19 protein-coding genes are annotated in these 17,767 nt (G+C 72.1%); 7 read left to right on the forward strand and 12 right to left on the reverse strand.

Annotated elements, in window-relative coordinates:
* The first annotated feature begins 12 nt into the window (after positions 1 to 12).
* Complete coding sequence (locus A4E84_RS25295) at positions 13 to 1,296, forward strand: thymidine phosphorylase (RefSeq protein ID WP_062928736.1); 1,284 nt, start codon at positions 13 to 15, stop codon at positions 1,294 to 1,296.
* A gap of 198 nt (positions 1,297 to 1,494) precedes the next feature.
* Positions 1,495 to 1,881, forward strand: coding sequence for an STAS domain-containing protein (locus A4E84_RS41200; protein ID WP_159029618.1), 387 nt, complete (start codon positions 1,495 to 1,497; stop codon positions 1,879 to 1,881).
* Here A4E84_RS41200 and A4E84_RS25300 read toward each other — a convergent pair.
* The 3 genes from A4E84_RS25300 to A4E84_RS25310 all read right to left on the reverse strand — a co-directional run bounded on the left by A4E84_RS25300 (position 1,765) and on the right by A4E84_RS25310 (position 5,451).
* The gene (locus A4E84_RS25300) at positions 1,765 to 2,781 is read right to left on the reverse strand and encodes a sigma-70 family RNA polymerase sigma factor (RefSeq protein WP_062928737.1); all 1,017 of its coding nucleotides are present in this window, start codon (positions 2,779 to 2,781) and stop codon (positions 1,765 to 1,767) included. The two genes, A4E84_RS41200 and A4E84_RS25300, sit on opposite strands and share 117 nt — an antisense overlap.
* Before the next feature lie 151 nt (positions 2,782 to 2,932).
* Positions 2,933 to 4,081: a DNA polymerase III subunit beta gene (gene dnaN, locus A4E84_RS25305; protein ID WP_062928738.1), complete on the reverse strand. Its 1,149-nt coding sequence runs from the start codon at positions 4,079 to 4,081 to the stop codon at positions 2,933 to 2,935.
* A gap of 95 nt (positions 4,082 to 4,176) precedes the next feature.
* Positions 4,177 to 5,451, reverse strand: coding sequence for an MFS transporter (locus A4E84_RS25310; protein ID WP_062928739.1), 1,275 nt, complete (start codon positions 5,449 to 5,451; stop codon positions 4,177 to 4,179).
* A 63-nt stretch (positions 5,452 to 5,514) separates the two neighbouring features.
* On the opposite strand from A4E84_RS25310, the gene A4E84_RS25315 reads away from it, so the two are divergent.
* Positions 5,515 to 6,474 carry a LysR family transcriptional regulator gene (locus A4E84_RS25315; RefSeq protein ID WP_062928740.1) on the forward strand — a complete coding sequence of 320 codons (960 nt, stop codon included), beginning with the start codon at positions 5,515 to 5,517 and terminating at the stop codon, positions 6,472 to 6,474.
* A 99-nt stretch (positions 6,475 to 6,573) separates the two neighbouring features.
* Here A4E84_RS25315 and A4E84_RS25320 read toward each other — a convergent pair whose 3' ends face one another.
* Complete coding sequence (locus A4E84_RS25320; RefSeq protein ID WP_062928741.1) at positions 6,574 to 7,332, reverse strand: alpha/beta hydrolase family protein; 759 nt, start codon at positions 7,330 to 7,332, stop codon at positions 6,574 to 6,576.
* A gap of 124 nt (positions 7,333 to 7,456) precedes the next feature.
* On the opposite strand from A4E84_RS25320, the gene A4E84_RS25325 reads away from it, so the two are divergent.
* Both A4E84_RS25325 and A4E84_RS25330 read left to right on the forward strand, forming a co-directional pair.
* Positions 7,457 to 8,614, forward strand: coding sequence for an adenosine deaminase (locus A4E84_RS25325; protein ID WP_062928742.1), 1,158 nt, complete (start codon positions 7,457 to 7,459; stop codon positions 8,612 to 8,614).
* A gap of 140 nt (positions 8,615 to 8,754) precedes the next feature.
* Positions 8,755 to 9,108, forward strand: coding sequence for a hypothetical protein (locus tag A4E84_RS25330; RefSeq protein WP_062928743.1), 354 nt, complete (start codon positions 8,755 to 8,757; stop codon positions 9,106 to 9,108).
* An 82-nt stretch (positions 9,109 to 9,190) separates the two neighbouring features.
* On the opposite strand, the gene A4E84_RS25335 is transcribed toward A4E84_RS25330, so the two are convergent.
* The 5 genes from A4E84_RS25335 to afsQ1 form a co-directional block, all read right to left on the reverse strand.
* The gene (locus tag A4E84_RS25335; RefSeq protein ID WP_062928744.1) at positions 9,191 to 9,403 is read right to left on the reverse strand and encodes a PspC domain-containing protein; all 213 of its coding nucleotides are present in this window, start codon (positions 9,401 to 9,403) and stop codon (positions 9,191 to 9,193) included.
* 65 nt (positions 9,404 to 9,468) lie between these two features.
* Complete coding sequence (locus A4E84_RS25340) at positions 9,469 to 10,053, reverse strand: VanZ family protein (RefSeq protein WP_062928745.1); 585 nt, start codon at positions 10,051 to 10,053, stop codon at positions 9,469 to 9,471.
* 85 nt (positions 10,054 to 10,138) lie between these two features.
* Positions 10,139 to 10,759, reverse strand: coding sequence for a hypothetical protein (locus tag A4E84_RS25345; protein WP_062928746.1), 621 nt, complete (start codon positions 10,757 to 10,759; stop codon positions 10,139 to 10,141).
* Positions 10,756 to 12,360, reverse strand: a complete 1,605-nt coding sequence (locus A4E84_RS25350; protein WP_062928747.1) for a sensor histidine kinase — start codon at positions 12,358 to 12,360, stop codon at positions 10,756 to 10,758. The genes A4E84_RS25345 and A4E84_RS25350 overlap by 4 nt, the downstream gene beginning before the upstream one ends.
* Positions 12,357 to 13,034, reverse strand: a complete 678-nt coding sequence (gene afsQ1 / locus A4E84_RS25355) for a two-component system response regulator AfsQ1 (RefSeq protein WP_053675520.1) — start codon at positions 13,032 to 13,034, stop codon at positions 12,357 to 12,359. Before afsQ1 ends, A4E84_RS25350 begins: the two co-directional genes overlap by 4 nt.
* A gap of 238 nt (positions 13,035 to 13,272) precedes the next feature.
* Here afsQ1 and A4E84_RS25360 point away from each other — a divergent pair, with 238 nt between their 5' ends.
* Complete coding sequence (locus A4E84_RS25360; protein ID WP_062928748.1) at positions 13,273 to 14,028, forward strand: SigE family RNA polymerase sigma factor; 756 nt, start codon at positions 13,273 to 13,275, stop codon at positions 14,026 to 14,028.
* A 186-nt stretch (positions 14,029 to 14,214) separates the two neighbouring features.
* Here A4E84_RS25360 and A4E84_RS25365 read toward each other — a convergent pair whose 3' ends face one another.
* The gene (locus A4E84_RS25365; RefSeq protein ID WP_237305000.1) at positions 14,215 to 14,850 is read right to left on the reverse strand and encodes a uridine kinase family protein; all 636 of its coding nucleotides are present in this window, start codon (positions 14,848 to 14,850) and stop codon (positions 14,215 to 14,217) included.
* Positions 14,851 to 14,975: 125 nt separating this feature from the next.
* Here A4E84_RS25365 and A4E84_RS25370 point away from each other — a divergent pair, with 125 nt between their 5' ends.
* Entirely contained in the window at positions 14,976 to 15,383 is a 408-nt protein-coding gene (locus tag A4E84_RS25370) for a hypothetical protein (protein ID WP_062928750.1), read from the forward strand.
* Positions 15,384 to 15,452: 69 nt separating this feature from the next.
* On the opposite strand, the gene A4E84_RS25375 is transcribed toward A4E84_RS25370, so the two are convergent.
* A complete protein-coding gene (locus A4E84_RS25375; RefSeq protein WP_062928751.1) occupies positions 15,453 to 16,337 on the reverse strand; it encodes an aldehyde dehydrogenase family protein in 885 nt (294 codons plus the stop codon).
* Complete coding sequence (locus A4E84_RS25380; RefSeq protein ID WP_062928752.1) at positions 16,330 to 17,766, reverse strand: aldehyde dehydrogenase family protein; 1,437 nt, start codon at positions 17,764 to 17,766, stop codon at positions 16,330 to 16,332. The genes A4E84_RS25375 and A4E84_RS25380 overlap by 8 nt, the downstream gene beginning before the upstream one ends.
* Position 17,767: the final 1 nt, after the last annotated feature.

Here is a 17,767-nt window from a genome sequence, read left to right on the forward strand (position 1 = left end):
GGAAGCCAAGCCATGGCCATGGACGTCATCTCCGTCATCCGCACCAAGCGGGACCGCGGTGAACTCAGCGACGCGCAGATCGACTGGGTCATCGACGCGTACACCCGCGGGGAGGTCGCCGACGAGCAGATGTCCGCCCTCGCCATGGCGATCCTGCTGAACGGCATGAACCGCCGCGAGATCGCCCGCTGGACGGCCGCGATGATCGCCTCCGGCGAGCGCATGGACTTCTCGTCCCTGTCCCGCCCCACCGCCGACAAGCACTCCACGGGCGGCGTCGGTGACAAGATCACCCTGCCGCTGGCCCCCCTGGTCGCCGCCTGCGGCGCGGCCGTGCCGCAGCTGTCCGGCCGCGGCCTCGGCCACACCGGCGGCACCCTCGACAAGCTCGAAGCGATCCCCGGCTGGCGTGCGCTGCTCTCCAACGAGGAGATGCTGCACGTCCTCGACACCACCGGCGCGGTCATCTGCGCGGCGGGCGACGGACTGGCCCCCGCCGACAAGAAGCTGTACGCCCTCCGGGACGTCACCGGCACGGTCGAGGCCATCCCGCTGATCGCCTCCTCGATCATGTCCAAGAAGATCGCCGAGGGCACGGGCTCGCTGGTCCTGGACGTGAAGGTCGGCACCGGCGCCTTCATGAAGACCATCGAGGACGCCCGCGAACTGGCCTCCACGATGGTCGGCCTGGGCACCGACCACGGCGTGAAGACGGTCGCGCTCCTCACGGACATGGCCACGCCCCTCGGCCTGACCGCCGGCAACGCCCTGGAGGTCCGCGAGTCGGTGGAGGTCCTGGCGGGCGGCGGCCCCGCGGACGTGGTCGAGCTGACGATCGCCCTGGCCCGCGAGATGCTGGACGCGGCCGGGGTGAAGGACGCCGACCCGGCGAAGGCCCTGGCCGACGGCTCGGCCATGGACGTGTGGCGCCGCATGATCGCGGCCCAGGGCGGCGACCCGGACGCTGCGCTTCCGGTGGCTCGCGAGCAGCACGTGATCAAGGCCCCGGCCTCGGGCGTCCTGACCCGCCTCGACGCCTACGGCATCGGCGTCGCGGCCTGGCGCCTCGGCGCGGGCCGTGCCCGCAAGGAGGACCCGGTCCAGGCGGGCGCGGGCGTCGAGATGCACGCCAAGCCCGGCGACCGGGTCACCGAGGGCCAGCCCCTGCTGACCCTCCACACGGACACGCCGGAACGCTTCGAGTACGCCCTCCAGGCGGTCGAGGGCTCCTACGACATCGCAGCCGCGGGAACGGCCTTCACGGCGTCGCCGGTGGTGCTGGAGCGGATCGCCTGACCTGGGGTTTTCTCGTTCGGGGGCACGGGACTGGTGGACCCGCACGTTCGGAGAACGCATCATCCTGCCGGAGCCCTTCTCTCTCGAACTCGACACGGCGAATTCCCGGAGAGCTGAGTCACTTCAGCAACGCCGCCACCACGTCGAGCTGGGACGCCCCGTGGAGGGCGAGGGCGCCCGACAGGACGGACAGCCGCGATGAGTTACCGGCGCCCGCCCGGTCTACCGATCGTGGACGCCATGACACCGCCCGTGCTCGTACTGCCCGGCCCCCTCACCCGGGACGAGGTGAGAGGGCTCAGCGACGAGGTCCGGGCACTGCTGCACGGCAGCGGTGCCCGGGTCGTGGTGTGCGATGTCGCGGGCCTGGGGCCGCCGGGCCTCGCCGCCGTCGACCTGCTGGCGAGGCTCCAGCTGGCCGCCCGCCGCGCCGGGGGGCGGATCCGGCTGCGCGACCCCGACCCGGCCCTACGCGCCCTGCTCGACCTGGTCGGTCTCCGCTTCGAGGTGGAGGGGGAGGTCGAAGAGCGGGAACCAGCGCTGGGTGTCGAGGAAGCAGTGGAACCCGGTGATCCGGCCGTCTGAGATCTCCAGCACCTGGACCGCCCACGGCGTGAAGCCGCCCTTCTCGGGGTCCGGCTTGTACTGGGCGAACCCGGGCAGGCCGTTGACCTGGACGGGCACCAGCCGGGACCCCGCGCAGGGCGCGCCGAGGGTGGTCATGAAGCCGGTGATGTCGCGCGTGCCGGTCAGCCACAGGTCGAACGGCGGCATCGTCATGACCGCGTCCTCGTGCAGCAGCGCCGTCAGCGCCGTCATGTCGTAGCCCTCGAAGGCCGCCACATAGCGGTCCAGCAGCTTCTGCTGGTCCTCGTCCAGCGGGTCGGAGACGGCCGCCTCGGCGCCCGGTTCCTGCCGCTCGGCGAGGGTGGCACGGGCCCGCTGGAGGGCGCTGTTCACCGACGCCACCGAGGTGTCCAGCAGCTCGGCGACCTCACTGGCCTTCCAGGCCAGGACCTCGCGCAGGATCAGCACGGCCCGCTGCTTGGCCGGGAGCTGCTGCAGGGCGGCCATGAACGCGAGCCGCACGGACTCCTTGGCGATCGCCGCCTCCGCCGGGTCACCGGTGGTGGGCAGCACACGGGCGTCCGGCATGGGCTCCAGCCAGGTGTTGTCCGGTCGGGGGGAGAGAGCGGCCTGGGCGAGCGGGGTGGACTCGGTCAGGTCCATGGGCCGGGCGTGCTTGTTGCCCGCGGTCAGCATGTCCAGGCACACGTTGGTCGCGATGCGGTAGAGCCAGGAGCGCAGGCTGGAGCGGCCCTCGAACTTGTCGTAGCTGCGCCAGGCGCGGACCATCGTGTCCTGCACCGCGTCCTCCGCCTCGAAGGAGGAGCCGAGCATCCGGTAGCAGTACCCCGTCAGCTCCGTCCGGTGTGCCTCCAGCCTGGTGTCCAGGTCCGTCGGTGTCGCCGTGCCGTTCGCCATCTCCACCCACCCCTGTGGACGTTCTGTTCACGCGCCTTTGCGCCCCAGCACTTCGGAAGCTACCGCAGCCCACTGACAACGGCCCCCCGAGCGCACAAAGGCGCAGGTGAAAGCCGGTGCTCCAGACCGGCAGCGACAGGCGCACGGGCCTTCACACCAGCTCCTTGACCGACATGAGCAGATGCCGGTGCTCCCCGGCCGCCGCGCCCGCACCCTCCTCCCCGTCGCCCGGCACCGCGTGCAGCAGCGCCCGCTGCCCCGCCCCGAGCAGTTCCAGCCGCACCCGCGGGCTCTCGAAGGACGTCAGGGCGTCCAGCAGGTAGGCCGGGTTGAACGCGACCGGCACCTCGTCGGCGCCGCTCAGCGTGGCGGGCAGCCGCTGGGCCGCCACGTCGTCGCCGTAGCCGGCGCGCAGCCGTACGGATCCGCCGGCCGAGAAGTCCAGCCGCACGGGGCTGTTCGCCTCCGCCACCACCGCGACCCGCCGTACCGCCTCCGCGAGGTCCTCGCGCGCCACCTCGGCGACCGCGGCCCCCGCCATGTCGAACAGCGACCTGTACGCCGGCAGCCGCCCGTCCAGCAGCCGCAGCGCGGTCCGCGTCCGCCCGCCCTCGAAGCCGACCAGCCCGCCGCCCCCGCCCGGCTCCCACCCGATCCGCACGTCCCCGCCGCGCCCCAGCGACCGCGCCATGTCCAGCAGCCGCCGTGCGGGCAGCAGCATCTCCACGGCCCCGTCCCCGGCGGCGGCCTCCGGCTTCCATTCCAGCCGCCGTACCGCGTACCGGTAGCGGTCCGAGGCCGACAGGGTCATCTCCCCGCCGTCGAGGCGCAGTTGTACGCCCGTCAGCAGGGGCAGCGTGTCGTCGCGTCCGGCGGCGACCGCGACCTGGGCGACGGCGGTCGCGAAGGCGGCGGCGTCGACGGTGCCGTAGGGCGCGGGCGGCCCGGGCGGGGACGGGTACTCCGCGAGCGGCAGCGTCGACAGCCCGAAGCGCGTACCGTCCGCCTCCACCGTGAACCGCGAGCCCTCCAGCACACAGCCCACCGGCCCGTCCGGCAGCACCCGGCAGACGTCCAGCAGCCGCCGCCCCAGGACGAGCACCCGCCCGGGCACGGCGACCTCCGCGTCGGCCTCCACCCGGACGGCCGCCTCGAAGTCGAACCCCGTCACGGCCAGCCGCCCCGCGTCCGCCTCCAGCAGCAGCCCGCCCAGCACCGGCACCGGTGTCCGCCCGGGCAGCGCGCGTGCCGCCCGGCCCACGGCATCGGCGAACTCCGTACGGTCGATGCGGAACTCCATGAAAATCCCCCTGCTCGAAACCGGTGATCAGCCGGCGCGGACGTTATCCGCACCCACTGACAACCGGCCCCGACCAGGGGGGATGCCGCCAGGTCTCAGGCGGCCGTGGCAAGTTCCCGGCGCTGCAGCCGGGCCGCCCGGGTGCCGAAGACCGTGATCGTGACGACGCCCAGCACCGCCAGGAGTCCGACCCCGACCGTCCCGGCCCAGCCGCTCGCGTGGAAGGCGAGCGCGCCGACCGTGCTGCCCGCGCTGGAACCGATGTAGTACGCGGACTGGTACAGCGCCGAAGCCTGGGCGCGGCCGTGCGCGGCCGTCTTGCTGACCGCGGAGGAGGCGACCGCGTGGCCCGCGAAGAAGCCCGCCGTGATCAGGACCAGGCCCGCCAGGACCAGCGGGAGCGAGCCCGCCAGGGACAGCAGCAGGCCCGCCGTCGTCGTACCGCCCGCCGCGTACAGCGCGCCCCGGCGGCCCAGCCGCCCGACCAGCCGGCCCGCCGTCGACGCCGACACCGTGCCGACCAGGTACACCAGGAAGATCGAGCCGATGATGCCCTGAGGCAGCGAGAACGGAGCCTCGGTCAGCCGGTAGCCGATGACCGTGTACACACCGCCGAAGACGGTCATGAACAGCGCGCCGATCGCGTACAGCCGGCACAGCAGCGGGTCGGACAGGTGGGCGCGGACCGTCCGGGCCAGGACACCCGGCCGCAGCGAACCGGCCCTGAAGTGCTTCGGGGCGGGGAGCAGCAGCCGGAAGGCCACCGCACACGCCACCGCGATCACCCCGATGACACCGACGGCGATCCGCCAGCCCCATTCCTGCGCGACCCAGCCGGTGATGACCCGGCCGCTCATCCCGCCGACGCTGTTGCCCGCGACGAACAGTCCGATCGCCGTGACCAGCGCCTTCGGGCTGACCTCCTCCGCGAGATACGCGGTCGCCGAAGCGGGCAGCCCGGCCAGGGCGGCGCCCTGCAGCGCCCGCAGCGCGATCAGCACACCGAGGGAGGGGGCCAGCGGCACCAGCAGCCCGAGCGTGACGGCCACCGCGAGCGACGCGGTCATGACCGCCCGGCGTCCGAAGCGTTCCGACAGGGCGCTCATCGGCAGCACGAACAGCGCCAGCCCGCCCGTCGCGGCGGCCACCGTCCAGCTCGCGTCGCTCGCCGCCACTCCGAACTCGCCGGAGATCAGCGGGAGCAGCGCCTGGGTGGAGTACAGCAGCGCGAAGGTCGCGACACCCGCGAGGAAGAGGGCGAAGCTCATCCGGCGGTAGCCGGGGCCGCCCGGGGAGACACGTGAATCGGGGGTGGGAACAGAGGCATCGGCGCCCACGATCGTGGACGCCCCGGTACTGGCGGGAGACATGCCTCGAACCTACGGACGACCGCACTCATCCGTCCAATGCATGGAACGGTCATAATCGTTCCCATGGTGCATCAACCGAGCTCACGGCCCCGCCTGTCACCAAGCAGTGACACAGAAGACATGGCAGAGATGTCGAAGGTGCTGGCGCCGCGCCTCGCGTACTTCGCGGGCGTCGCCCGCACCGAGCACGTCACCCGAGCCGCCCAGGAGATGAACGTCCCCCAGTCGACCCTGTCCCGGTCCATGGCCCGCCTGGAGCAGGACCTGGGCGTCGACCTGTTCGCCCGGCACGGCCGCACGGTGTCCCTCACCCCGGCCGGCCGCACCTTCCTCACCTCCGTCGAACGCGCCCTGGCCGAGGTCGAGCGCGCCGCCGAGGAAGTGCGCGCCGACGCCGACCCCACCACCGGCAAGGTCGCCTTCGGCTTCCTGCACACCATGGGCGCCGAGACCGTCCCGGGCCTCCTGCACGCCTTCCGCGCCGACCACCCGCGCGTCCGTTTCAGCCTCGTCCAGAACTACGGCGAGGCCATGCTGGAACGCCTGCGCGCGGGCGAGCTCGACCTGTGCCTGACGTCCCCGGTGCCGGACGCCCCCGACCTGGTGGCCCGCCGCCTGGACGAGCAGAAGCTGCGCCTGGTCGTCCCCGCCGACCACTCCCTGGCCGGCCGCCGTCGCATCCGCCTCGCCGAGGCCGCGGACGAAACCTTCGTCACCCTGGAACCCGGCTACGGACTGCGCCGCATCACCGACGACCTCTGCAAGGAGGCCGGCTTCAAGCCCCGCATCGCCTTCGAGGGCGAGGAAGCGGAGACACTGAGGGGCTTGGTGGCGGCGGGCCTGGGGGTGGCCCTCCTGCCCCCGCCGGCCGTCCCCCGCCCGGGAGTGGTGGAACTGACGGTCACGGCCCCGAGGGCGGCCCGCGAAATCGGGGTCGCCTGGCTGGAGGGCCACCCGGACACACCCCCGGTGGCGGCTTTCAAGAAGTTCCTGCTCTCAAGAAGAGGCAGTCTGCTGCCCTAGTCAGGGGCGCGGGGCTGTATCGGTTCGGCGGCTCCGCCGCGTGGGCGCGACAAGCCACCGGCCACCCGCACAGGCCGATGGACGAGCGCCCCCATGGCGCTATCGCCGAGAAGGGCTGAACCCCGCAGCCAACGGCATCCGCAACCCCAAGGGCGGCGGCGCCGCGAACGCGTCCCGCACGGGCCGCGACACCACCCGCCCGAACAACGCCCCCATCACGAAGTCCTCGGCCAGCGCCAGCACTTCGTCCCGGTACTGATGCAACCCGTGCCCGTCCGCGTGCACTTCGAACCGGCACACGTCCCGGTTCGCCTTCTTCGCCCGCGCCGCCAGCCGGAACGACAGCTCGGGATCCGTCCGCCCGTCGTTCGTGCCGTGCACGATCAGCACCTGGCGCCCGACCAACTGCTTCACCGGTTCGGGTGGCACCGCGACGTCCTCCTCCGGCAGCCAGGGGGCGAGCGCCAGCACGGAGTTGACGGCGTCATGGCCTCCCGCCCGCAGCCCCGCCCGGCCGCCCATCCCGAGACCCACGAGGCAGACCGGGACGTCCCCGTAGCGCCGTACGATCTCGTCGGCCGCCCAGGTGGCGTCCTGCGCGAGACGGGCCTCGCTGCCGTTCCATCCGCGGTAGCGGTAGTGCACCACGTGCGCGGCGAGACCCTCGTCCCGGCCGGCGCGGGCCAGCCGTCGCCCGACGGCGCGCATGGAGGCGGTCGCCAGCATGGGCGACGGTCTGCGGGCGGAGACCTCGTCACCGCCGGGGAGCAGCAGCACCGCGCCGCTCACCGCCGTCGGCTGCGGACCGAGTGCCCTGCCCAGCCGGGCCCTGCGAACCGGCGTCGCTTGGTGTGCCATGACAGAACAGTGTCAGAAGCGCGGGTGTACACGGCCCGTCCTCGGGGTCACCGTTACGTATCGACGAAAAAGTAAAGCAGCCGGGGGTCGCGCCCTCTACGCGCGTAGGAGTTAGAGTGCGGAAATGACGAGCCAGACCACCGCGAACACCCCGACATCGGACCAGATCCGCCGGGCGCCCAAGGTTCTGCTGCACGACCACCTCGACGGCGGTCTGCGCCCCGGCACCATCGTCGAACTCGCCCGCGAGAACGGCTACACCCAACTCCCCGACACCGACCCCGAGAAGCTCGGCGTGTGGTTCCGCGAGGCCGCCGACTCCGGCTCCCTGGAGCGGTACCTGGAGACGTTCTCCCACACCGTCGGCGTCATGCAGACCCGCGACGCCCTGGTCCGGGTCGCCGCCGAGTGTGCCGAGGACCTGGCCGCCGACGGCGTCGTCTACGCCGAGGTGCGCTACGCCCCCGAGCAGCACCTGGAGGGCGGCCTCGGCCTCGAAGAGGTCGTCGAGGCCGTCAACGAGGGCTTCCGGGAAGGGGAACGGCGCGCCCGCGAGAACGGACAGCGCATCCGGGTCGGCGCGCTGCTCACCGCCATGCGGCACGCGGCACGCGCCCTGGAGATCGCCGAACTCGCCAACCGCCACCGCGATCTGGGAGTCGTCGGCTTCGACATCGCCGGTGCCGAGGCCGGCTACCCGCCCACCCGGCACCTCGACGCCTTCGAGTACCTGAAGCGCGAGAACAACCACTTCACCATCCACGCCGGGGAGGCCTTCGGGCTGCCCTCCATCTGGCAGGCCCTGCAGTGGTGCGGCGCCGACCGGCTCGGGCACGGCGTGCGGATCATCGACGACATCCAGGTCCACGAGGACGGCCGGGTCGAACTGGGGCGGCTCGCCTCCTATGTCCGGGACAAGCGCATCCCGCTGGAGCTGTGCCCGAGCTCCAATCTCCAGACCGGGGCGGCGTCCTCGTACACCGAGCACCCCATCGGGCTGCTGCGCCGGCTGCACTTCCGGGCGACGGTCAACACGGACAACCGCCTGATGTCCCACACCAGCATGAGCCGGGAATTCGAGCACCTCGTCGAGGCATTCGGATACACGCTCGACGACATGCAGTGGTTCTCCGTCAATGCGATGAAATCAGCGTTCATTCCTTTCGATGAACGACTGGCCATGATCAATGACGTCATCAAGCCCGGATATGCCGAGCTGAAATCCGAATGGCTGTTCCGTCAGACCGCTTCCACCAGCGGTTCTGCCGATTCCGAGGGCTGATCCGGGGGTATTCGGCGCACTGTGGACGCGGACGGCGTTCACAATCCGTCCGCATTTCGATGTTTGCGGCGGGTGGCGCCCGGTGTTTACGGTCGTTGGACCGCTCACCCACCCCGTCATCCGTTACGAGGACGCATTTCATGAAGCAGTCTGCTGCCAAGTCCCTCGGTGTCGCCGCTCTCGGTGCCGCTTTCGCCGCCACCGGTGCGGGCGCCGCCAACGCCGCCCCGGCCCTCCCGGACACCGCCCAGACGCTGGAGACCGTCACCGCGGCGCTCCCGGCGGAGCAGTTCTCCCAGACGCTGCCGGGCTCGGGTGAGGCGCTGGGTCAGGGGCAGACGGCGGCCGGCGCCGGTCTGGCCGCCGCCCAGCCGGTCGCCGAGCAGGTGCTCGCCAACGGCCCGACGGGCCCGGCCGCCAAGCTGCTGGGCGGCCTGCCGGTGCAGGGAATGCCCACCCACGGCCTGCCGGTGAACGGCGTGCCGGTCGGCTGATCCTCCCGCCGAGGCGCACACACACGCCGATGGGGCGCACCCGCACGGGGTGCGCCCCATCGGCGTTCTCACATCAGGGGGTTCACCAGGCTGTCTGGGTCTTGCCCTGCACCTTGTCCTCCGAGGGCAGCACGATCCACAGCGCGATGTACAGCAGGAACTGCGGGCCGGGCAGCAGGCACGAGACGAGGAAGATCACGCGCATCGTCGTCGCGGAGGTGCCGAAGCGCCGTGCCAGCGCGGCGCACACTCCGCCGATCATGCGGCCGTGGGTGGGGCGGGCGAGGCGGGACATGTGCGACTCCTTCAACGTGGGTGTGCCTGGGGCTTCTCGTCCGAGTACCCCATCTGCACTCCACGCTACGGAGACGAAGGGGGCAAAGCGTCGCTCCACGGGGCGATCCCGACCCTGGGAATCGTCGGGGTCCGACCCTGAGCCGGCTCCTCCGGGGGGAGGGGCGCACGCAGCACACGGGCGGCGGTACGGCGGCGCAGCCAGGAGCGGCCCGCCGGGACCAGCGCGAGATGCGCGAGGGCCACGCCCACGGTGTTCAGGAACAGCGAGTCGACGTCGACGACCTGACCGGGCACACCGGTCTGCAGCAGCTCGATGCCCCAGGACAGCAGGGCGCCGGCCGCGACGGTGCGCAGCAGGGACGCCAGCGGCGAGACGACCAGCCTGCCGCTCACCATCGGCAGCAGCACGCCCAGCGGGGCGAGCAGCGCCAGCCCCTCGCCGATCCGACGGGCCGCCGCGGGCCAGCCCAGGGCGAGATCGGCCCGGATACCGGCGAACGGCCGCAGATTGGCGGGCATCACCCAGGGCACGTCCAGCGGCCGCAGTGTGAACCAGGCGACGAACGCGAGGTGGGCGACGAGGAGGACACCTCCTGTCACACGGATGCGGAACGCGGCGCTGCCGCCGATGGAGCCTTGACGCTGCACGCCCCCCTAGACGCGGCCTCCGGCAGGATCGGTTCCGGGAGGGGCCCCGACAGGCCTGTGAGGCATGCGCCACAACCCGGCCGGGTCACTCCCCGGCCACGCCCTTGGACGGCGGTTCCGTGCTGCCAGGCCGGGCCCGCACCTCATGCGTGCACTCGTAGCGGCGCGGTGCCTCGGTGCCGGGCCCGCCCAGGACCACCGAGCCGTCCCCCTCGGCCGCCGCCGAGTCGGAGAAGGTGCAGACGATCTGCGCCAGGGCGTACGAGGTGAGTCCGGCCGGGGTCGTGCTCAGCCGCAGCGTGTCCTCCGGGTCGCCGGGGCGCGGCCCGCCGACGGTGATGCCGTCGCGGACGGCCGTGCTGTAGCCGGCTTCCTTCTCGGCGGCCGACGGCGGTGTGGCGAGCTGGTCCAGCAGGCCCTGCGCGACGAGCATGCGCCGCTCGGAGTCGGCCGCGCCGTCCGGGACCCGCACGGTCCGGTCGACGGTCACCAGCGCGGACCCGCACAGCAGGAACACCTGCACCGACAGCCCCCGGGCCGCCTGCGTCGAGACGTCCGGCTCGGAGAGCGAGCACTGCACCCGCGAGGGCGCGGGCCCGAAGTTCGTCGGCACCTCCGTGGCCCGGATCCCGCAGCCGGCCAGCAGCACGGCGAGCGCCGGAACGGCCAGCAGACGGGGCACGGCCGTGAGACGGGCGGTCATCATGCGTCCCCCTTCGAGTCCTCGCCCTGGGGGCGGGAGGTGTCGCTCTCGGGCCTCAGCCCGTCCTCGGCGGGCTGCTCCTCCGCGGGGGACGTGCCGCGCGGGAGCCGCAGGGTGAACACCGCGCCGGAATCGGGCGAGTTGGCCGCGGTGATCTCGCCGCCGTGGATGTGGGCGTTCTCCAGCGCGATGGACAGACCCAGGCCGCTGCCCTCGGAACGCGGCCGGGAGGCGCTGGCCTTGTAGAAGCGGTCGAAGACGTGCGGCAGGACGTCCTCCGGGATGCCCGGCCCGTGGTCCTGCACCTCGATGACGATCGAGTCGTCCGCCTCCCGCACCGACACCCGCACCGGGGAGCCACCGTGCTTGAGCGCGTTGCCGATGAGGTTGGCCAGGATGACGTCCAGGCGGCGCGGATCCAGCCGGGCGTGCAGACCGCGCTCGGCGTCCAGCTCGACCGCGTCCAGCCAGGCCCGGGCGTCGATGCAGGCGGTGATCTGGTCGGCGAGGTCGACGTCGTCCAGCACGAGCCGGGCGGTGCCCGCGTCGAAGCGGGTGACCTCCATCAGGTTCTCGACCAGGTCGTTCAGCCGCCGCGTCTCGCTCACCACCAGCCGGACGGCGGGCTCGATCATCGGGTCCATGCTGCCGGTCTCCGCCTCCAGCTCCTCCTCCAGCACCTCCGTGACGGCGGTGATGGCGGTGAGCGGCGTGCGCAGCTCATGGCTCATGTCGGCCACGAACCGCCGGGACGCCTCGTCCCGGGCGGCCATGTCGGCGACCCGCTTCTCCAGCGCCTCGGCCGCGTTGTTGAACGTCCGGGACAGATCGGCGAGTTCATCGGTCCCCGACACCCGCAGCCGGGTGTCCAGCTTGCCCTCGCCGAGCCGCCGCGCGGCCGCCCCGAGCCGCTGCACCGGCTTCAGCACGGTCGTCGCCGCGGCCTGCGCGAGCAGCGCCGAGCCGATCAGCGCGAGGCCCGTGGCGATGCCCAGCGACCAGGCCAATGAGTTGAGGTCCTTCGCCTCCGGCTCCAGCGACTTGAGCATGTAACCGGTCGGCCCGCCGCCGATCACGCGCGTACCGGCCACCAGGTACGGCGTGTCGTGGTCGACTATCCGCTGCCAGTACAGGTGGTACGGCTGCTTGTTGCCTGCGTCGACCTTCTGCGCCTTGTTCACGGCCGTACGCAGCGAGACCGGCACGTCGCCCAGCGAGAAGCCGCTCAGGCCGCCGGAGCTGCCGTAGACGGTCCGGCCCGCGGTGTCGCGGCCGACCAGCAGCACACTGAAGCGCTGGTCGCTGCCCGCCATCTGGCCCGCGGTGTGCTGCAGCTCGTCCTGCGTCGGACGCTCGGGCAGCGCGGCCGCCCGGTTCTGCATCTCCTGTTCGAAGTCGCGCAGCACGGCGTCCTGGGTGCGGGTGAGCACGGCCTCGCGGTTGAGCCAGTACGCGATCGCGGACGCGGACACGGCGGCCGTCAGGGCCACCAGGCCGAAGACGACGACCAGCCGCAGCCGCAGGCTGGTGAAGCGCAGCCGCGACAGAACTCCCTTGCGCGCCCCGGTCCAGCCGCGGGCCCCCCCTTGGTGCGCCTGGGTCACTGAGGCGCGTCCAGCCGGTAGCCGACACCGCGCACGGTACGGATCAGCGTCGGGGACGACGGCACGTCCTCGACCTTGGCGCGCAGCCGCTGGACACACGCGTCCACGAGCCGCGAGTCGCCCAGGTAGTCGTGCTCCCACACCAGCCGCAGCAGCTGCTGCCGGGACAGCGCCTGGCCCGGCCGCCGGCTCAGCTCCAGCAGCAGCCGCAGCTCGGTCGGCGTCAGCTGGAGGTCCTCGCCGTTCTTCGTCACGGTCATCGCCGAGCGGTCGATGACGAGGCTGCCGAAGCTCGCCGCGTCGTTCGACTCCCGCTCGCCGCGCCGCAGCACGGCCCGGATCCGGGCGTCCAGCACCCGTCCCTGCACCGGTTTGACGACATAGTCGTCGGCGCCGGACTCCAGTCCGACGACCACGTCGATGTCGTCGCTGCGCGCGGTCAGCAGGATGATCGGCAACTGGTCCGTGCGCCGGATGCGCCGGCACACCTCGAACCCGTCGATGCCGGGCAGCATCACGTCCAGCACGATCAGATCCGGCCGCTGCTCGCGAAGGAGCTTCAGACCGTCCTCACCGCTGGCAGCGGTCGCCACGCGGTGGCCCTGGCGCGTCAGTGAGAGCTCCAGGGCCGTCCGGATGGCGTCGTCGTCCTCGATCAGCAACAGGGAAGGCACGCGCTCATTCTGGCCCATGAGGGGGTCGGGGTTCGACCGGTGGGGCCCACTCGGTGCGGCCGGTACCGCCGACGCGTGTGTGCGACCTGTGGACGACCTGTGGCCGGCCCCTGTGACAGGTCTGTGACAGTCGGCGGACACGGCCATGAAAGTGCCGCGGCAAGCTTTTCGGCACAGGCAAGGAAGCCCGCCCGAACAGGCGGGCCGCACACCGGAAGTCCACGACGGGGGGCGCGAGATGAACACGCTGCACGGCATCAGCACCAGCGCAGTTGTCACGCGTCTGCACGACGTGCACAGGGGTTCCGAGAAGTCCGGTGCCGTGAGCGGGCGGGGGTGCGCTCGCGGCGCCGGGCGTCAGCACACCGCGTTCATGACGGTGGTTGACGCACCCACGGGGGAGAGCAAGGGGACGGGGGCGGCTCACGGGGGGGCCGCGTACGGGGAGGGCTCGGGGGAGCGCCGCTCGCTGTCGGAGGCGGAGTTCACCGCCTACGTCCAGGAGCGCCGCGCCTCCCTGTACGCAACCGCCTACCACCTCACCGGCGACCGCTTCGAGGCCGAGGACCTGCTGCAGAGCGCGCTGTTCTCGACCTACCGGGCGTGGGACCGGATCAGCGACAAGGCCGCGGTCGGGGGCTACCTCCGCCGCACCATGACGAACCTGCACATCAGCGCCTGGCGGCGCCGCAAGCTCAACGAGTACCCGACCGAGGAACTGCCGGAGACGCCCGGCGACACGGACGCGATGCGCGGCACCGAGCTGCGCGCCGTCCTGTGGCAGGCGCTGGCCCGGCTTCCCGAACTCCAGCGCACCATGCTGGTCCTGCGCTACTACGAGGGCCGCACGGATCCGGAGATCGCGGAGATCCTCGACATCAGTGTCGGCACGGTGAAGTCCAGCATCTGGCGGTCGCTCCGCCGGCTGCGCGAGGACGAGGTCCTCAGCTTCGGCCGTGACGAGGAGGACGCCTTCGGCGAGCTCGTCGCCTGAAGGTCGGGGGGGAGCACCACAAGGGGGCCCACGGGGGAACCGTACGGACGCTGGGGGGCGTCTTCGCGGGAGAGTGGGGACTCGGGGGAGCACCACGGGGGAGCACAGGAGCGGGACTGGAGGGCCGGGGGGTCCGTCCAGTCCCGCTTTCCTTTGTGCTCCGGCCTCCTGGGGCCAAGCCGCGGGCTAGGCCGCCGTACGGAGGCTCGCGCACCGGCCTGCCGCCGCTGCGGCCAGCCGGCCCATCGCCTCGTCGCGGTCGCATGCGTGCGCGCCCAGTGCCGTCTGACGGGCGACGATCGTGCGCTCCTCCCGCATCAGGCGCCAGCCGCGGCGCAGCAGGAACGGCACCGACTTGCGGCCCTCCTTCAGATCCCGCAGGAAGCGGCGGCGGAACGTCTTCACCGGGCCGCGGCTCAGGCACAGCGCGTCGGCCAGGACACCGAGTTCACGGCAGCGCGTGACGACCTCCGCGGCGAAGATGCCCTCCGCGATGAACAGCGGGGTCCGTCCGATGTCGACCGTCTCCGCGCCGGTGCGGGCGCTGAGCGAGATGTCGTAGACGGGAACGTCCGTACGGCCCGTGCGGCACAGCCGGGTGATCGCGGCCACGGCCGTGTCCGCGTCCCACGAGTCCGGATGGTCCCAGTCGATGTCGGAGCTCTCCGGCACGAGTGGCAGTGTCGGGTCGTCGCCCTCCTTGTAGAAGTCGTCGAGCCGCAGCACCGGGAGGCCGGAGCGGGCCGCGAGGAGGGACTTGCCGGAGCCGGAAGGGCCGCAGAGCAGCACGACTCGCGTCGATATGGGCAGTGGAGAACTCACGGGACACCAGTGTGAGGCATCCACCGGGGGCCGTACGACCCCGCGGGTCGCCTTTGATACGCGCGTCACACCTCAACTACCCTCGGTCCCGTCCTGATTACTCAGTGCATCAGAAGGTGGCAGTCATGGCCCGACACGACTCTCCCAAGAAGCCGGCCGCCCAGCGTGCCCTGGCCGTCCTCGCGACCGCGGGCGTGGCACTGGGGGCGGGCACGGCGTCGGCCGCGGCGGACACGACCTCGATCCTGGGCGTGGTCAACACCCGCCCGACCTCCCTCGGCAAGATCGACCCCCAGTCCGGCCTCCAGGCCGCGACCGGCACCGTCGGCTATGTCACCGGCCCCGTAGCCGGCCTCAAGCCCAATCCGCTCGCCGGCACCGGAGTCGACCCCCTCGACAACGGCCTCGGCACCCAGCTCGCCGACTTCAAGCCGATGACGTCCCAGGCGCTCACGGGGCCGGTGGCGCAGGCGCAGTCGGTCGGGAGCGTCCCGGTGGTGGGACAGGTGGCGGGGCTGCTGTCGCAGCAGTAGGTGCGCACGCGGAGAAGCCCCGGCCCTCCCGGACGGAGGAGGGCCGGGGCTTCGGCTGTGAGGGGTCGCTCAGTACGAGGAACCCGACGCGCCCAGCGAACCCGTGGGGTGCCAGACCGTCTTCGTCTCCAGGAACGCCGTCATGCGGTCGATGCCGGGGGTCTCCGCGTAATCCACAGGCTGTGGACGCAGGACGCGCTTGAGGTTGTCGGCCGCGGCGATCTCCAGTTCCTTCGCCAGGGACTCGTCGGCCCCCGCGAGGTCGATCGCGTTGACGTCCTGGTGGGCCGCGAGCGGGGTCGCGAGCTCCGCCGTGCGGCCCGACAGGACGTTGACCACGCCGCCGGGGACGTCCGAGGTGGCCAGCACCTCGGCCAGGGACAGGGCGGGCAGCGGAGCCTTCTCACTCGCCACCACGACCGCCGTGTTGCCCGTCGCGATCACCGGGGCGAGCACCGACACCAGGCCCAGGAAGGACGACTCCTGGGGCGCCAGGACGGCGACCACGCCGGTCGGCTCGGGGGAGGACAGGTTGAAGAACGGGCCCGCGACCGGGTTGCCGCCGCCGACCACCTGGGCGATCTTGTCGGTCCAGCCCGCGTACCAGACCCAGCGGTCGATCGTGGCGTCCACGACCGCCGCCGCCTTGGACTTCGACAGGCCCTCCGCGTCGGCCACCTCACGGGTGAACTGGTCGCGGCGGCCCTCCAGCATCTCGGCCACGCGGTAGAGGACCTGACCGCGGTTGTACGCCGTCGCCCCGGACCAGGCGCCGAACGCCTTGCGGGCGGCGACCACCGCGTCCCGGGCGTCCTTGCGGGACGACAGGGGCGCGTTCGCCAGCCACTTGCCCTTGGAGTCGGTCACCTCGTACACCCGGCCGCTCTCGGAACGCGGGAACTTCCCGCCCACGTACAGCTTGTAGGTCTTCAGGACGTTGAGCCGATCAGACATCGAGGTACGCCTCCAGGCCGTGGCGGCCGCCCTCGCGGCCGAAGCCCGACTCCTTGTAACCGCCGAACGGCGACGTCGGGTCGAACTTGTTGAACGTGTTGGACCAGACGACACCCGCGCGGAGCTTGCCGGCGACCGCCAGGATGCGCGAGCCCTTCTCCGTCCAGATGCCGGCGGACAGGCCGTACGGCGTGTTGTTGGCCTTGGCGACCGCCTCGTCCGGCGTGCGGAACGTCAGCACCGACAGCACCGGGCCGAAGATCTCGTCCCGGGCGACGGTGTGCGCCTGGGTGACGTTCGTGAACAGCGTCGGGGCGAACCAGTAGCCGCTCTCGGGCAGTTCGCACGCCGGGGACCAGCGCTCGGCGCCCTCCGCCTCGCCCTGCTCGACGAGCGAGGTGATGCGCGTGAGCTGCTCCTCGGAGTTGATCGCGCCGATGTCCGTGTTCTTGTCCAGCGGGTCGCCGAGGCGCAGCGTGGACAGGCGGCGCTTGAGGGAGTCGAGCAGCTCCTCCTGGATCGACTCCTGGACCAGGAGACGGCTGCCCGCGCAGCAGACCTGGCCCTGGTTGAAGAAGATGCCGTTGACGATGCCCTCGACGGCCTGGTCGATCGGGGCGTCGTCGAAGACGATGTTGGCGCCCTTGCCGCCCAGCTCCAGTGTGACCTTCTTGCGCGTCCCGGCGACCGTGCGGGCGATCTCCTTGCCGACGGCCGTGGAGCCGGTGAAGGCGACCTTGTTCACGTCCGGGTGGGACACCAGCGCGGCGCCGGCGTCGCCGTAGCCCGGGAGGATGTTGACGACACCCTTGGGCAGGCCCGCCTGGCGGCAGATGTCCGCGAAGAACAGCGCCGACAGGGGAGTGGTCTCGGCCGGCTTCAGGACGACCGTGTTGCCGGTCGCGAGCGCCGGGGCGATCTTCCACGCCAGCATCAGGAGCGGGAAGTTCCAGGGGATGACCTGGCCCGCCACGCCCAGCGGCCTCGGGTTCGCGCCGAAGCCGGCGTGGTCGAGCTTGTCGGCCCAGCCCGCGTAGTAGAAGAAGTGCGCGGCGACCAGCGGCAGGTCGGCGTCGCGGGTCTCCTTGATCGGCTTGCCGTTGTCCAGGGTCTCGAGGACGGCGAGCTCGCGGGAGCGCTCCTGGATGATGCGGGCGATCCGGAAGAGGTACTTCGCGCGCTCCGCGCCCGGGAGGGCCGACCACTTCTCGAAGGCCCGGCGCGCGGCCTTCACCGCACGGTCGACGTCCTCGGAACCGGCCCGGGCGACCTCGGAGAGGACCTCCTCGGTGGACGGGGAGACGGTCTTGAAGACCTTGCCGTCCGCCGCTTCGACGAACTCGCCGTCGATGAACAGGCCGTACGAGGGCGCGATGTCGGCGATCGCGCGCGACTCGGGGGCCGGGGCGTATTCGAATACCGATGCCATG

Origin of the sequence: Streptomyces qaidamensis, assembly GCF_001611795.1 — a bacterium.
In the GTDB taxonomy this organism is placed as follows: domain Bacteria; phylum Actinomycetota; class Actinomycetes; order Streptomycetales; family Streptomycetaceae; genus Streptomyces; species Streptomyces qaidamensis.

Bases quoted from the DNA above. Each gene is read 5' to 3' on its own strand.
- A4E84_RS25295 (WP_062928736.1), top strand. From the start codon at position 13: ATGGCCATGGACGTCATCTCCGTCATCCGCACCAAGCGGGACCGCGGT.
- A4E84_RS41200 (WP_159029618.1), top strand. From the start codon at position 1,495: ATGAGTTACCGGCGCCCGCCCGGTCTACCGATCGTGGACGCCATGACA.
- A4E84_RS25300 (WP_062928737.1), bottom strand. From the start codon at position 2,781: ATGGCGAACGGCACGGCGACACCGACGGACCTGGACACCAGGCTGGAG.
- dnaN (WP_062928738.1), bottom strand. From the start codon at position 4,081: ATGGAGTTCCGCATCGACCGTACGGAGTTCGCCGATGCCGTGGGCCGG.
- A4E84_RS25310 (WP_062928739.1), bottom strand. From the start codon at position 5,451: ATGTCTCCCGCCAGTACCGGGGCGTCCACGATCGTGGGCGCCGATGCC.
- A4E84_RS25315 (WP_062928740.1), top strand. From the start codon at position 5,515: ATGGTGCATCAACCGAGCTCACGGCCCCGCCTGTCACCAAGCAGTGAC.
- A4E84_RS25320 (WP_062928741.1), bottom strand. From the start codon at position 7,332: ATGGCACACCAAGCGACGCCGGTTCGCAGGGCCCGGCTGGGCAGGGCA.
- A4E84_RS25325 (WP_062928742.1), top strand. From the start codon at position 7,457: ATGACGAGCCAGACCACCGCGAACACCCCGACATCGGACCAGATCCGC.
- A4E84_RS25330 (WP_062928743.1), top strand. From the start codon at position 8,755: ATGAAGCAGTCTGCTGCCAAGTCCCTCGGTGTCGCCGCTCTCGGTGCC.
- A4E84_RS25335 (WP_062928744.1), bottom strand. From the start codon at position 9,403: ATGTCCCGCCTCGCCCGCCCCACCCACGGCCGCATGATCGGCGGAGTG.
- A4E84_RS25345 (WP_062928746.1), bottom strand. From the start codon at position 10,759: ATGATGACCGCCCGTCTCACGGCCGTGCCCCGTCTGCTGGCCGTTCCG.
- A4E84_RS25360 (WP_062928748.1), top strand. From the start codon at position 13,273: ATGAACACGCTGCACGGCATCAGCACCAGCGCAGTTGTCACGCGTCTG.
- A4E84_RS25370 (WP_062928750.1), top strand. From the start codon at position 14,976: ATGGCCCGACACGACTCTCCCAAGAAGCCGGCCGCCCAGCGTGCCCTG.
- A4E84_RS25375 (WP_062928751.1), bottom strand. From the start codon at position 16,337: ATGTCTGATCGGCTCAACGTCCTGAAGACCTACAAGCTGTACGTGGGC.
- A4E84_RS25380 (WP_062928752.1), bottom strand. From the start codon at position 17,766: ATGGCATCGGTATTCGAATACGCCCCGGCCCCCGAGTCGCGCGCGATC.